The organism is Protofrankia sp. CiP1_Cm_nod2, assembly GCF_920664355.1.
Taxonomy (GTDB): domain Bacteria; phylum Actinomycetota; class Actinomycetes; order Frankiales; family Frankiaceae; genus Protofrankia.
The window spans coordinates 1-13,672 of record NZ_CAKKTL010000143.1 but is presented as its reverse complement, the minus strand read 5'-3'; the positions used below and the strand labels follow the sequence as shown (position 1 = coordinate 13,672).

Below are 13,672 nucleotides of genomic sequence, written 5' to 3'. Positions count from 1 at the left end.
CCGCCAGCGGGGTGCGGCCCACCGTGGCCCCGGTGGCGGAGACGCCCACCACGGGGCTGGGCGCCCCGTCCTTCGGGGCGGGCCGCCTCGGTGGACGTGGCCTCTCCAGCCTCGGCAGCTCCGGCTCCGGTCTTGGTGGTCCCGGGCTGGGCGGCCCAGGGCTGGGCGGGTCCGGGCTGGGCGGGTCCGGGCTCGGCGCGGGTCTCGCGGCCTCGCCGCTGGGCTCCTCGCTGGGGCTCGGCGGGCTCGCCGGGAGCGGAAGCCTGGACGTCGGCGGCTCCGGCTCGGACCTCGACTGGGCGGCGCTGGCCCAGGCACCCGGCACCCTTGTGGTGACGGCGGTCTCCAACGAGGTCGGCAAGGTCGCGGCGGCGCTGGTCGAGCACGGCCGGGCCGGCGACACCCCCGTGTCGGTGACGGTGGACGGCACCACCACTGACCAGCGCACGGTCACCTCCACCCTGGACCGGATCGAGGCCGACGCCGCGCCCGTCGTCGCGAACGCCCCCTGCGTGGTGATGTCCATCGGGGTCGCGGTCACAGCTCGTAACAAGCTGTCCTGGTGGGAGTCGCGCGCGCTGTTCGGCTGGACGGTGCTGGTGCCCCGGACGAAGGAGCAGGCGGCGATCCTGTCGGATCTGCTGCGCTCGCACGGCGCGAGCCCGCTGGAGGTGCCCACGATCGCGGTGGAGCCGCCGCGGACGGCCGCCCCCATGGAACGCGCGATCACCGGCCTGGTGTCCGGGCGCTACCAGTGGGTGGCCTTCACCTCGGTCAACGCGGTCCGGGCCGTCCAGGAGAAGGTCGAGGAGCGCAGCCTGGACGCGCGGGCGTTCGCCGGCGTCAAGGTGGCCGCGATCGGCGAGGCGACCGCGGACGCCCTGCGCGCCTTCGGCATCCGCCCCGACCTCGTCCCCTCCGGCCAGCAGTCCAGCGAGGGCCTGCTCGCCGACTGGCCCGACTATGACGACGTGTTCGACCCGCTCGACCGGGTGCTGCTGCCCCGGGCCGACATCGCCACCGAGACCCTGGTGGCCGGCCTGAAGGAGCGCGGCTGGAACGTCGACGACGTCACCGCGTACCGCACGGTGCGGGCCGCGCCGCCGCCGGCCCCGATCCGGGAGGCGCTCAAGGGCGGCCGGGTGGACGCGGTGGTGTTCACCTCCTCCTCGACCGTGCGCAACCTGGTCGGGATCGCCGGCAAGCCGCACGAGACCACGGTGATCGCGGTGATCGGCCCGCAGACCGCGGCCACCGCGGTCGAGCTGGGCCTGCGCGTGGACGTCCAGGCGTCCGAGGCGTCGATCCCGTCGCTGGTGCAGGCGCTGGCCGACTTCGCCGCCGAGCACCGGGAGGAGCTGGGCAAGGTCGGCCCGCTCGCGGCCCGGCTGCCCAAGCCCCGGCGCGGTTCCCGGCGGTGAGCGTGCCGCCGCGCGTCACCGCCGGTGCGAGCACGGCGGGGCCGGCCGCCCCGCGTCCGCCGTTACCCGGGGCTGGCGCCCTGGGTGCCACTGCCCTGGGTGCCACCCCCGGTGGGGGCGTGGGATTCCCGCTGGCCCGGCCCCGTCGACTGCGCCGCGGGGCACCATTGCGCCGGCTGGTGGCCGACGTCCGGCTGCATCCCGCGGATCTTGTGTTGCCGCTGTTCGTCAAGGAGGGCATCGACGCCCCCGCGCCGATCGCCTCGATGCCCGGAGTCGTCCAGCACACCCGGGAGTCGTTGCGCAAGGCCGCGGTGGAGGCGGCCCGCGCCGGCGTCGGCGGCCTGATCCTTTTCGGCGTGCCCGCGCACAAGGACGGGCGCGGCTCGGCCGCGGACGACCCGTCCGGCATCGTGCAGCTCGCCCTGGCCGACCTGGTCACCGAGATCGGCGACGACATGGTGATCATGACGGACCTCTGCCTGGACGAGTACACCGACCACGGCCACTGCGGCCTGCTGACCGAGGACGGCGAGGTCGACAACGACGCCACCCTGGCCCGCTACGCGTCGATCGCCCTGGCGCAGGCCCGCGCCGGCGCCCACGTGGTGGCGCCGAGCGGGATGATGGACGGGCAGGTCGGCGCGATCCGGGCGGCGCTCGACGGCGGCGGCTTCTCCCACGTCCCGGTCCTCGCCTACTCGGCGAAGTACGCGTCGGCGTTCTACGGCCCGTTCCGGGACGCGGCCGAGTGCGCGCCGCGCTTCGGCGACCGCGCCGGCTACCAGCAGGATCCGGCCCGTTCCGTCGGCGAGGCCCTGCGTGAGGTCGCCCTCGACCTCGCCGAGGGCGCCGACGCCGTGATGGTGAAGCCGGCGCTGGCCTACCTCGACGTGCTGCGGGCGGTCGCCGACGCCGTGGACGTGCCGGTCGCCGCCTACCAGGTCTCGGGCGAGTACGCGATGGTGGAGGCGGCGGCGGCCAGCGGCTGGATCGACCGCGAGCGCGCCATCACCGAGACGCTCACCGCCATCCGCCGGGCAGGCGCGGACATCATCCTGACCTACTGGGCGACGGAAGTCGCCCACCGCCTGCGCTGACCCACACCGCCCGCGTTTACCCTCGCAGGTCCCGCCTGCCCCGCGTCGCCTCCGTTGTCGCAGGCCGCTTCTGTCGCATCGCCGACGTCCTGACGATTCTGTGGTCTCGGTATGTGGTCTCCAGTGTGCGGTACGTACTGATCCGCCCGCTTCAGGCGGTACTCTTGCTTTACAGCAAGATCTGTCGAGGTATGGAGGAAGGTGCGCAGTGACCCTGCTCATGGAGCGGCCGGTCCACGAGATCCCGGTCGCGTGTTCGTACCGATGGTACGAACAGATCGACTATGGTGATGGCATGGCCGTCGCAAAGGTGTCCGTCTCCCTGGACGAACGTGTCCTCACCGCCGCGCGGGCAGCGGCGGCAGCCGAGGGCGTGAGCCTGTCGTCCTGGATCTCCCGTCTGATCGACCATCACATCGGCATCCAGGAAGGTCTCGCCGCCGTCCGCGAATACGAGGCCGAACACGGCCCCATCCCCGAGGATGCGCTGCGGCGTGCCGACGAGATCCTCGACCGTCTCGGAGTCGGGAGGAAGCCCTGATGGCGCAGGACGAAGGAGGGGTCACGTACGACACCGGTGCGCTCCTGGCGGCTGAAGCCGGTGATCGTGCGATGTGGGCGCTGCACCGGCGAATCCTGGAACGGGAAGTCCGTCCGGTCATTCCCGCGCCCGTGCTGGCGCAGGCATGGCGAGGCGGTCCACAGCCGTTGCTGTCCCGCCTGCTGAAGGGCTGTGACGTCGAACCGCTGTCCGAGGAGACCGCGCGGGCCGTCGGCGCGCTGCTGGCCCGGGCGGGAAGCAGCGACATCGTCGACGCCGCGGTCGTGCTGAACGCGGCCTCGACGGACCGTTCGATCCTGACCAGCGACACACCGGATCTGCGCGCCCTGGCCGAAGCCCACGGGACGAAGGTCGACATCCACCCCGTGTGAGCTCCCCGTCCGCGCGTCTGTCCGTCCGTCCGCGCAGGTCCGTTCCGCTGCCTGTTCGCGGTGTTTCCGGGCAGGAAGAAGCCGTGAGAAGCAGTACGGCAAAGACCGGCGGGGGCCGGTCGGGACGGAACGGCAGCGCGGCGGAACAGCCGGGCGGGAGGCGGACGTGGTTCTGACACCGGTATCGACCAAGAAGATGGGAAACATCCGGGAAGCGGCCGAACGCGCCGTCCAGCACGGTGTCGTCACCGTCGACATCGACGGTCGGCGCTACGAGCTGCTGCCGTCCGAGCAACTCGGCTACTTCGCCGGTCTGGTGGCGCTCGGTCTGCTCGGGATCATCGAGTGGCCGGTCGCGGCCGTCGTGGCCGTCGGGCACACGATCGCCTACCGCAGCCACCGGCAGGGCCTGCGCAACCTGGGCGCCGCCCTCCAGGAAGCCTGACCGGCCGGGCGTTTGCGCCGGTTTGAGGTAGCCGGCCCATGTGAAGCGGGCCAACCGGCGGGACCCGGCGTGGGCGAGTCCCGTGTTGCCATGTCCCATACGATCGGCGTCGGACCCGTATGGACGGAGGATGCGTCGACATGGCGGAGGACGGCATCGACGTCCGTGAAGAGTACTTCGACAACATGGCAACCGGTGTCGAGGCCGAGTTCGATGGCGAGCAGCCGGGTATCGCCAGGCCCTGGGATCCGGATGACATCCGGGTCGGTACGAAACAGTTCTCCCTCCGCAACATCCTCGATCTGATCGACGACGGTGATCTGGAGCTGGCGCCCGACTTCCAGCGGAACAAGGTCTGGAAGGCCCGCCAGAAATCGCGTCTCATCGAATCGATCCTGCTGCAGATCCCGCTACCGGCATTTTATTTTGCCGAGGACACCAGCGGTATGATGCGCGTCGTCGACGGTCTACAGCGGCTGTCCGCCGTGCACAGTTATGTACGGGGGCGGCAGCAGGCGTTCGCGCTGACCGATCTGGAGTATCTTGGTTCGGCTGAGAAGAAACGTTTCGAGGAGCTGGCACCGGCTCTCCGGCGTCGGATAAACAATGCGCAGATCGTCGTCCATGTCATTGATCCGACCACTCCACCAGATGTCAAGTACGACATCTTCAAGCGGATTAACACAGGTGGTACGCCGCTCAATGCTCAGGAGATCCGGCACTGCATGAGCAGGAAGCGCAGTCGAAGTTCCTCAAGCAGTGCACGCACACTCCAGAGTTTCCAGAGTTCGATAGAGCCACTGGCGGACGTTTTCGTGATCATATTCGGATGGATGACCGCGAGGTGGTACTCCGATACTGTGCATTCTGGCCGAGGGGCGTCGACGGCTATGTCCGGGAGAGCTCCATGGATGCTTTCCTGGAGAGAACAACAGGCATGCTCGACGATTCGCAGGAGGTTTCAGAAGATCGCTTGAATCCGCCCCATGACGACGGAGGCCGGACAGCGTCGGTCGCCGGCCGGGTCGGGGTGTACCGAGTCCTTCGCGTGCGCCGGCTCCACCGGGCCGGCGCACGCGAAAGAGCCACGGATCACAGCAGGTATCGCCTTATTGGGAACCGGTGTTCACCTGACCGAGGAATCGAACGCGAAAACGGCCGCCAGCACCGCATTATAATCCCTCGCTCTCATGCTTTCGCCGGGAGATTTCGTGCTCCTACAGGGAGCGGTGGTAGATGCCGAAGGCGCGGGTGGCGAACTTGCCAGCCAGCACCGCCAGGGCGGTGAGGCCGAGCAGGTGGAGGCTGATCGACAGCCAGTCCGGGTCGACCGACCCGGCCTCGCGGACGGCGGTCACCGCCCAGTCCACCGGGTTGAACCAGGCGACAACCCGCATCCAGCCCGGCATGAGCTCCTTCGCCATGATCGCGGATGACAGGAACGTCAGCGGCAGGACGCAGAAGTTCACCGCCGCGATCAGCACCTCCTCCCTGCGCACGATCAGGGCGAGCCCGTAGGACAGGGCCGCCACGATGAGCGCGACCAGCGCGGCACCGGCGAGCAGGACGGCCGGGCCCACCAGCCCGTTGTGGTAGCGGGCTCCGATCGCCCAGCCGAGCAATATGATGATCACCGACTGGATGATGGTAATCAGCACCTGGAAGACAAGTCTGCTGCCGATCAGGGCACCGCGTCGGACCGGCAGGGTCAGCATCCGGTCCGTCACACCACGGTCGATCTCGATGATGACGTTCATCCCGGACCAGCCCGCCGAGAACAGCGCGCTCATCACCACCACACCGGGCGTGAGAAAGTCAAAATAGGAGCCGCCGCCAAAGCCGGGGACATCCACAACCCGGCGGAACAACGATCCGAACAGGGGCAGCCATACCACCGCCTGCACGATCGTGATCGCCAGGTAGGCGGGCTGGCGTAGCATCGCGCGCAGGTGACGGACGGTCAGCCAGCGCAGCTGGCTGGCTGCCGAGGCGGTGAACCCGCTCCGCTCGGCAGCCGGCAGCGGCTGTGGCTCCGGGATCCTCGTGATGTCAACCGGAGCAGCCGGGACGGCCGGAACGCGGGCTCGTGCGGCCGCGCCGGCCGGGGTGCCGGTCGTGCTCCCTGGACTGGTCGGGATGTCACCTCTGGCGGCGCCACCGGCCGGGGCGATCGCGGTGCCAGGGCCGGCCGGGGCGGCGGCTTTGGCGCCAGGGCCGGCGGTGTCGACCGTGTCGGTGGTGTCGACCGTGTCGGTGGTGTCGGTGGTGTCGGTGGTGTCGGTGGTCGTGCCGGTGTCAGTGAGGCCTGCCATCAGGCCACCCCCTTGTCCGGAACAGCGTTGGGCTGGGCAGCCCCGTCCTGGGGCCTGTCGTCCTGGAGACTGTCCGGGACGGGGCCGGCATCCGCTCCGGGCCCTGCGTCGGCGGTGAACCGGCGGCCCACGTGACGCAGGTAGACGTCGTCCAGGGACGGCCGGGCGATCGTCGCCGCGACCACCGCGACGTCCACCCGGTCGAGAGCCGCGAACACGGCAGGCAGCGACGAAGCGCCATGGGTGACCCGGGCGTGCACCTCCCGGCCGTTCACCGTGGTCTCGGTGACGCCCGGGACCTGGTCGAGGGCCGCGGTCACTGTCTCCACGACCACGGCGGCCGGGACGGCGGCGAGCTCAAGGTGGACGGCGTCACCTTTCAGTTCGCTCTTGAGCGCGTCAGGACTGCCCTGGACGAGGATGCGCCCGCCGTCGATGATCGCCACGAGGGAGGCGAGCCGGTCCGCCTCCTCGAGGTAGTGCGTGGTGAGCAGGATCGTCAGGCCGTCCGCCGCGAGCGAACCGATCTCGTCCCACATCTGGGCGCGTGCCTGCGGGTCCAGGCCGGTGGTGGGCTCGTCGAGGAAGAGCACGCTGGGCTGGTGGATCAGGCCTACCGCCACGTCGAGCTTGCGCAGCATGCCACCGGAGTAGGTGCGCGCCGGCCGGTCCGCGGCCGCCGTCAGCTCGAACTGGTCGAGCAGCTCGGTGACCCGGTCGATCAGCATGGAGCGGGGCAGGCCGTGCAGGCGGGCGGCGAGTGCGAGGTTCTCGCGACCGGTGGCCTCCAGGTCGATGCCGGACCGCTGGGCGACCACGCCGATGCGCTGCCGGACCTGCTCGGGATGTGCGAGGACGTCGATCCCGGCCACGCTGACCGTCCCCGAGTCCGGGCGTGACAGCGTGGTCAGGATCTTCACTGTCGTGGATTTGCCGGCGCCGTTCGGCCCCAGCAGGCCGAACACTGTCGCGGGTGCGACACCGAAGCTCAGGCCGGACAGCGCACGCACGCCCCCGCGGTAGGTTTTCACCAGCTTTTCCGCCTGAATCGTGAAATGTTCGCCCGGGTCCGTGGTGTGTACGGTGCTCCGGAAGACGGCCGCGTCCGTGGCCGTTCCGGCGGCACCGCCAGGCCGCGTCAGCGTGGCCGCCGCTGCTGTCGCCGTTCCCGTGGCTGTCGCCGTTGCCGTGGCTGTCGTCGCGGCCGCTGTTCCCGCTGTTTTCGTGGCCGTGGTCCGCTTGGCGGTCCCGGATGTTCCAGGCAGTAGTGTGGTGGCGATGCCGGGTGGCTGCCCGGCGGATTCCGGAGCCGGGTGTGCGGTCATCAGATCCCCCCTTGTCCGCATTACTCTTCTTTTTTTCCGGCGGTATTTTCCGGGCAGGGCGCCGGGCCGCTGCCCGGGGGTTTCCGTTGAGCCTGCCGGACTGGCTCCCGGATCTCCCGGATTTTCCGGACCGGCTCCCATACCTGCTTCCGCGGCTCCTGGCCGGGCTCTGCCGATCCGCCGGGAATCCCGGATCCGGCGGGCGGCGCGGGCCCGCCGGGAGTTCCGGGCACGGGATGAGTCCGGCTCCCGGCGAGAATTACGGTTCCGGCGGGAATGCTGGTTCCGGCCGGAATCCGGCTCCCGGCGGAAGTCTTGGTTCCGGCAGGAGTCCCGGTTTCCGCGGGAGCCCCGGTCCCGGCGGGAATGCCGGGCGCGCGAGGAGCGCGGTCGCGTCGCCGTTGGCCTTCCAGGGCCTTGAGCACGGCCTCCCGTATCCGCTCGGGATCGGTCTCGCCGCGGGTGTGGATCGCGTCCCAGATGTGGATGCCGTCCAACGTCCTGTTGGTGATCTCCGAGATGAGCTCGTCCACGTAACGCAGCTCGGCCTCGGCCAGGGCGCTGAAATACTCGGTTTCCAGGGTGAACAGCCGGGGGAGCCCCTTGCGGACGGCCAGCGCCTCGCCCGCGTGGCTGTGCTCGATCTGGAGCAGGAGCCGGTTGCGGCGTTCGGTGAGCAGTCTCGCGGTGTCCTCCGGTGTGAGCACCGCCAGCATGGAAAGCGCCGCCTCGAAGCGGAGATACTCCTTTGTCGGCGTGCTGACCAGTTCGGACATCCAGTCGTAGAGCTCGGTCCGGCCGGCCGGCGTGATCTCGTAGACGGTCCGTTCCGGCCGTCGACCGTCACGGACGGTTTCGCGGGCGGTGATGTAACCGTTGTGAGCCAGTGCGTCCACGACCGTGTAGAGCGAGCCGTACGTCAGCTTGATACTGTCTTCCTTGTGCCGCTCGCGCATGGTTGTCGACATCTCGTACGGGTGCATGGGCCGTTCGTTGAGAATTCCGAGCACAGCAAGGGCCAGCATGTTTGCCATCCGTCGACGGGCCATGTCCGTACCGTTCTCCGTCCGTGCTGTTCTCCGCCCCCGATTACTCGACTGCGAGTGTCCGGTTACAAAAGCCGGCCTGTCAATCCGGCCGGGCGGCTGGCGGAGCCGACAGCGCTGTCCTGATTCGCGAGATATTCACCGGACATGACGGAACCAGGACGCGGCGAAGCCAGGACATGATGGAATTCCTGCCCGGTGCCGCGGGAGGTCCTGATATTCCCGGTCGTCCCACACCGGATCCGACGGACGGATTCTATAGACGAGCTTGGCGGACAGATTCGGCGGACGTGTTCGGTGGACGGGCTTGGCGGACGGGTCTGGTGGACGGGGACGTCAGCGGTCCGACCATTGCGGATGCCCCGGGCCGGACGCTCGACGAGCGCTGCGTGACCCGCTGCGTCATGCTCGGAAGTGCGTCGTGACACCTCCGGCACGGGTGGGCTCGGCGGCGCACCCGTGCCGGCCTCTGGCCCCCTGACTCCTTGGCCCCCTGACCATTCTCGGCCTCGGATCGGCCTCGGATCGGCCCTGGCCCTCGGCGGCGCGCCCCGCGCCGGCCTGTCAGCCGCCCACCGGCCTGCTGGCCGCCGCCGACGTGGAGTGTGCCGGCCTGTCGGCCATTTCTCAGCGTGTCCGCGCTGGCCGTCGGTCATGCGCCGGCGCGGATACGTCGGTCTGTTGGCTTCTCACCGGTGTGGCCGCTGGCTTCTCACCGGTGTGGCCGCGTCGGCCTGTTGGCTTCTTGGCGGCACGGATGCGCCGGCCGGCCGGCATGAGGCGCGCGGCCGGTGGGCGTGCCGCGTCACGGACGCCGGTGGGCGGCTGGGTCATCCCCGCCCACCGGCGGCCCCGGGGCCGGCGTCCCCTGTACCGCGCCGGCCCGGCTCCTCGGCGGTCGGCCGCAGGCGTCCCCGGTGGTGGAACCGGGATGGGGACCAGGGCCAGCGGGGGGCGGCGCTGACCTGCGAGGATCGGGGCATGTCAGTCGTGTCCGGGGCCGCTGCCTCCGAGGAGTTGTTCCGTCGAGCTCAGCGGATCATCCCCGGTGGGGTGAACTCACCGGTTCGGGCGTTCCGGGCGGTTGGCGGCACACCACGGTTCATGGTGTCCGGGGACGGTGCCTACCTCACCGACGCGGACGGCCACCGATACGTCGACCTGGTCTGCTCCTGGGGCCCGATGATCCTGGGGCACGCCCACCCGGCGGTGGTCGAGGCGCTGCGGGTGGCCGCGTCGCGGGGCACGAGCTACGGCACGCCGAGCCCGGGCGAGGTCGAATTGGCCGAGGAGATCGTCTCCCGGGTGGGGCCGATCGAGCAGGTCCGGCTGGTCAACTCCGGGACCGAGGCCACCATGAGCGCGCTGCGGCTCGCCCGCGGCGTCACCGGACGGTCGAAAATCATAAAGTTCGCCGGCTGCTACCACGGTCACGTCGACGCGCTGCTCGCCGCCGCCGGCTCGGGGGTGGCCACCCTCGGCCTGCCGGACACGCCGGGAGTGACCGCGGCCACCGCGGCGGACACGATCGTCCTGCCCTACAACGACCTGACCGCCGTGGACGAGGCCTTCGCCGAACATCCCGGGCAGATCGCCGCCGTCATCACCGAGGCCGCCGCGGCGAACATGGGCGTCGTCCCCCCGCTGCCGGGTTTCAACGCCGGGCTGCGGCGGCTGTGCGACGTCCACGGTGCCCTGCTCGTCCTGGACGAGGTCATGACCGGCTTCCGGATCGGCCCGGCCGGCTGGTGGGGGGTGGAGGGCGCCGTCGAGGGGTGGGCCCCGGACCTGTTCACCTTCGGCAAGGTGATGGGCGGTGGGCTGCCGGCGGCGGCCTTCGGCGGGCGTGCCGAGGTGATGTCCCACCTCGCGCCCGTCGGCCCCGTCTACCAGGCCGGGACGCTGTCGGGCAACCCGCTGGCGGTCGCCGCCGGCCTGGCCACCCTGCGTGCCTGCACGTCCGAGGTGTACGCCACGGTGGACGCCCGCGCCGGCGACGTCGCCGGCATCATCTCGACGGCGCTGACCGAGCAGGGCGTGCCGCACCTGCCCAGCAGCGCCGGCTCACTGTTCAGCTTCTTCTTCACCGACGGGCCGTCGGTGGTCGACTACGCTGGAGCGCGGACGCAGTCCAGCGCCCGGTACGCCGCGTTTTTCCATGCCATGCTGGACGTCGGGGTGTATCTGCCACCATCCGCCTACGAGGCGTGGTTCGTCTCGGCGGCGCATGATGACGAGGCCGTCGAACGGATCGCGGCCGCCGCGCCGACGGCGGCCCGGGCAGCCGCCGGCGTGCCCGAACCGGTCCCGGCCACGAGCGCTGGAGGGAAGCGTCCATGACATCCGCACGGCCCGGCGCGTCCGACCCCGTCGACGGGCCCCTGTCCCCAGCGCCGGAACCGTCCTCGCCGGAACCGTCCTCGCCAGGCTCCTTCCTGTCGGGACCAGCCTCGCCGGAACCAGCCTCGCCGGGACGGTCCGCGTCGGGTGGGCTGACCACCGTCCACCTGGTACGCCACGGTGAGGTGTTCAACCCGGAGAAGGTTCTCTACGGCCGGCTGCCCGGGTTCGTCCTGTCCGAGGCGGGGCAGCGGCAGGCGAAGGTCACCGCGGAGTTCCTGGCCGGGCGTGACATCGCCGCGGTCGTGGCGAGCCCGCTCGAACGGGCCCGGCAGACCGCGGCCCCCCTCGCGCAGGCCCTCGGCATCGGCGTGGAGATCGACCCCCGCCTGATCGAAAGCCGCAACGTCTTCGAGGGCAAGCCGTTCGAAGCCGGCCCGGCCCTGCTCCGCTACCCGCGGATGTGGCGGGTGCTGATCAACCCGTTCCGGCCGTCCTGGGGCGAGCCCTACACCGAGATCGCCGGACGCATGCTCGCCGCCGTGGCCGAGTGGCGGGACGCCTTCCCCGGCCGCGAGGTGGTGCTCGTCAGCCACCAGCTGCCGGTGTGGACGGCCCGGCGCGCACTGGAGGGCCACAAACTCTGGCACCGCCCGGACCGCCGCCAGTGCGCACTCGCCAGCGTCACCTCAGCCGTCTACACGGCGGACCGCCTGCTCCGCATCGACTACGCCGAACCCAACGGCCCCACCACAAACCAGCCGGGCTCCGTCGGCGCCTGACCCGACCAGCCGAAGGCGGCCCCCCCACCCACTGGGCCGAGGACGACCTGTCCTATGTTTCTGCGCGCGGGGCACCTGAGCTGCCCCGGCTTTCCGGCGGACGCGGGGTGCCCGTCGAGTCGGTGCGGCCGATCCGGGCTTTCGGATACCGGATCCGACGGATGCGAGGGGGACGCGACGGCATCAGCGTGTTCTCGGGCAGCGACCCGCACGCGTGGACGCGGCACGCGCGGACGCGACGCGGAACACCATCCCGCCATCGGCATTCATGATCGTTATCATGTCTGTGGACACGATCAGATGGCCGTCCGCACGTTCACCTCATCGAGCGGGCCGCCACGTATAACGAATTACCCGTTCCCCGGAGCGCGCACGGTCATCAGAGCACCACACAACTCGCGGATATCCCGCGACGTCATGAGGCGTCCGCGTCTGCCGTCACGGCGTTCCTGACAGCGACAAGGTTGCCCCTGATCACGGTCACACGGGGTGATCGGTGTCGAGGACCCGTAGGGCATCGGCCAGGGTCTGCTCAAACAGGCTGACCGCATCCTTCACTCGCCCCGCCGACCAGTAAGCGTGGACGAGGTTGTTCCGGGAGGTCAGGGTGTCGGGATGATCCGGACCAAGTATTCGCAGCATGTCGGGCAGCGTCCGCTCGTATAGGTCGATCGCCTCCGCCGCCCGCCCCGCCGACTCGTAGGCATAGGCGAGGTTGTTCCGGGAGGTCAGGGTGTCGGGATGATCCGGACCGAGGAGGCGCTCGTCGAGGGTCAGGGCACGCTGGAGCAGGGCCATAGCCTGCCCGGGCTGGCCGTGCTCGACGAGGTAGCTGGCGGCGCGGTTGTACAACCGGGTCAGCCCATCCGGGGGCGGGTTGAGGCCGTCGGCCCGGTCGAGAACCGCGCGCACGTGTGGCAGGGCCCGCTGCCACCGCGGCCACACCGCCGGGTTGTTTCTGATTTCCTCGGGCAGGACGGCGGTGCACAGCCCGACCAGCGCTGTGACCCGCTCCGTCCGTTCCGCGGTGGGCAGGGCGGCGCGGGTGGCGGCCTGGATCAGTCGATGCACGCTGGCCGTGTCGCCCGCGCGGGCGGCCAGGTGGTAGCCGACCAGCGCACCCACTGTTTCCGCCCACGCCAGTCGGTCGACGGTCGCGGCCCGTAACAGTCCCCGGGGGCCGAGCGCGTCCGGGGTGGTGGTGAACAGTTCCAGCGGGATCGCCTCCGGGGCGCAGAACGCCCACAACTCCAACAGAGCCACCGCCGCCGGCCGCGTCTCCCGCAGCTTGTCGATCGACAGTTCCCACAGGGTCGCAACCGTGCGTTCCGCCCGCACCACCGGATCCGGCGCCGACCCGCGGACGAGCATGTCCTCCAACCGCTCCGCCAGCAGATCGGCGTACTCGGCCGCGGGCATGCCGGTCTGGTCGAGGTAGCCGGCGGCCTGCTCCACCGCCAGCGGCAGATCCCCCAGCAGCGCGCAGATCCGGTCCGCGACCGCCACGTCCAAGTCCGGGAAACGGCCGGTGAGCATCGCCATCGCCTCGGCGTGGGGCAGCATCGGGATGTCCAGCACCAGGCCGAGGCGGCGCCAGCCGGTGCGGCGGGAGATCACCAGCAGCCGGCCCGGCCCCGGTGCGAACCGTAGCTTTTGTTCGAGGGTCGTCGGGTCGTCGGCGTTGTCGAACACCAGCAGCGACCGCGGCAGACGCACCCACGCGGCGACCACCGCCGCCGGGTCGGTATCCCGCGGCAGGCCGACGGCCGGGGCCAGGTCGGCGAGATGGCTGCCGAGCAGGTCGGGGTTCTCCGCCGGCACCCAGCCCACCCGGTCGAACGCGGCTGCGTAGCGGTGCAGGTACTCGATCGCCAGCGCGGTCTTCCCCACCCCACCCATCCCCGCCACCGCGGTCACCGCCACCAGCCCGGTCGCCGATCCCCTGGCCCCCGACGGCCCGACCACCGA

Annotated in this window: 12 protein-coding genes; 8 read left to right on the top strand and 4 right to left on the bottom strand. The window is 70.7% G+C overall.

Translation table 11 applies throughout. From position 1 onward, the window contains the following. From NBW84_RS15910 to NBW84_RS15885, 6 genes are all read left to right on the top strand, one after another. Positions 1-1,421: uroporphyrinogen-III synthase (locus NBW84_RS15910; protein ID WP_250285532.1), on the top strand; the 1,421-nt coding region annotated here is incomplete at its 5' end. 95 nt (positions 1,422-1,516) lie between these two features. Continuing rightward, a complete protein-coding gene (gene hemB / locus NBW84_RS15905; RefSeq protein WP_250292597.1) occupies positions 1,517-2,521 on the top strand; it encodes a porphobilinogen synthase in 1,005 nt (334 codons plus the stop codon). Between the two features lie 208 nt (positions 2,522-2,729). After that, positions 2,730-3,062, top strand: a complete 333-nt coding sequence (locus NBW84_RS15900; protein WP_250285531.1) for a hypothetical protein — start codon at positions 2,730-2,732, stop codon at positions 3,060-3,062. Further along, positions 3,062-3,454, top strand: a complete 393-nt coding sequence (locus tag NBW84_RS15895; RefSeq protein ID WP_250285530.1) for a PIN domain-containing protein — start codon at positions 3,062-3,064, stop codon at positions 3,452-3,454. Before NBW84_RS15900 ends, NBW84_RS15895 begins: the two co-directional genes overlap by 1 nt. Before the next feature lie 166 nt (positions 3,455-3,620). Next, the gene (locus NBW84_RS15890; RefSeq protein WP_250285529.1) at positions 3,621-3,899 is read left to right on the top strand and encodes a hypothetical protein; all 279 of its coding nucleotides are present in this window, start codon (positions 3,621-3,623) and stop codon (positions 3,897-3,899) included. Positions 3,900-4,039: 140 nt separating this feature from the next. Next, positions 4,040-4,876: a GmrSD restriction endonuclease domain-containing protein gene (locus NBW84_RS15885; RefSeq protein WP_250285528.1), complete on the top strand. Its 837-nt coding sequence runs from the start codon at positions 4,040-4,042 to the stop codon at positions 4,874-4,876. Positions 4,877-5,116: 240 nt separating this feature from the next. Here NBW84_RS15885 and NBW84_RS15880 read toward each other — a convergent pair whose 3' ends face one another. The 3 genes from NBW84_RS15880 to NBW84_RS15870 form a co-directional block, all read right to left on the bottom strand. Next, the gene (locus tag NBW84_RS15880) at positions 5,117-6,211 is read right to left on the bottom strand and encodes an ABC transporter permease (RefSeq protein WP_250285527.1); all 1,095 of its coding nucleotides are present in this window, start codon (positions 6,209-6,211) and stop codon (positions 5,117-5,119) included. Then, the gene (locus NBW84_RS15875) at positions 6,211-7,242 is read right to left on the bottom strand and encodes an ATP-binding cassette domain-containing protein (RefSeq protein ID WP_250285526.1); all 1,032 of its coding nucleotides are present in this window, start codon (positions 7,240-7,242) and stop codon (positions 6,211-6,213) included. Before NBW84_RS15875 ends, NBW84_RS15880 begins: the two co-directional genes overlap by 1 nt. 314 nt (positions 7,243-7,556) lie before the next feature. Then, positions 7,557-8,561 carry a PadR family transcriptional regulator gene (locus tag NBW84_RS15870; RefSeq protein WP_250285525.1) on the bottom strand — a complete coding sequence of 335 codons (1,005 nt, stop codon included), beginning with the start codon at positions 8,559-8,561 and terminating at the stop codon, positions 7,557-7,559. 1,002 nt (positions 8,562-9,563) lie between these two features. On the opposite strand from NBW84_RS15870, the gene hemL reads away from it, so the two are divergent. Together hemL and NBW84_RS15860 are read left to right on the top strand one after the other, a co-directional pair. Then, positions 9,564-10,922: a glutamate-1-semialdehyde 2,1-aminomutase gene (gene hemL / locus NBW84_RS15865; protein WP_250285524.1), complete on the top strand. Its 1,359-nt coding sequence runs from the start codon at positions 9,564-9,566 to the stop codon at positions 10,920-10,922. Next, positions 10,919-11,704 (top strand): histidine phosphatase family protein, encoded by a 786-nt coding sequence (locus NBW84_RS15860; protein WP_250285523.1) that lies wholly within the window; start codon positions 10,919-10,921, stop codon positions 11,702-11,704. Before hemL ends, NBW84_RS15860 begins: the two co-directional genes overlap by 4 nt. A gap of 480 nt (positions 11,705-12,184) precedes the next feature. Here NBW84_RS15860 and NBW84_RS15855 read toward each other — a convergent pair. After that, positions 12,185-13,672: tetratricopeptide repeat protein (locus tag NBW84_RS15855; RefSeq protein ID WP_250285522.1), on the bottom strand; the 1,488-nt coding region annotated here is incomplete at its 5' end.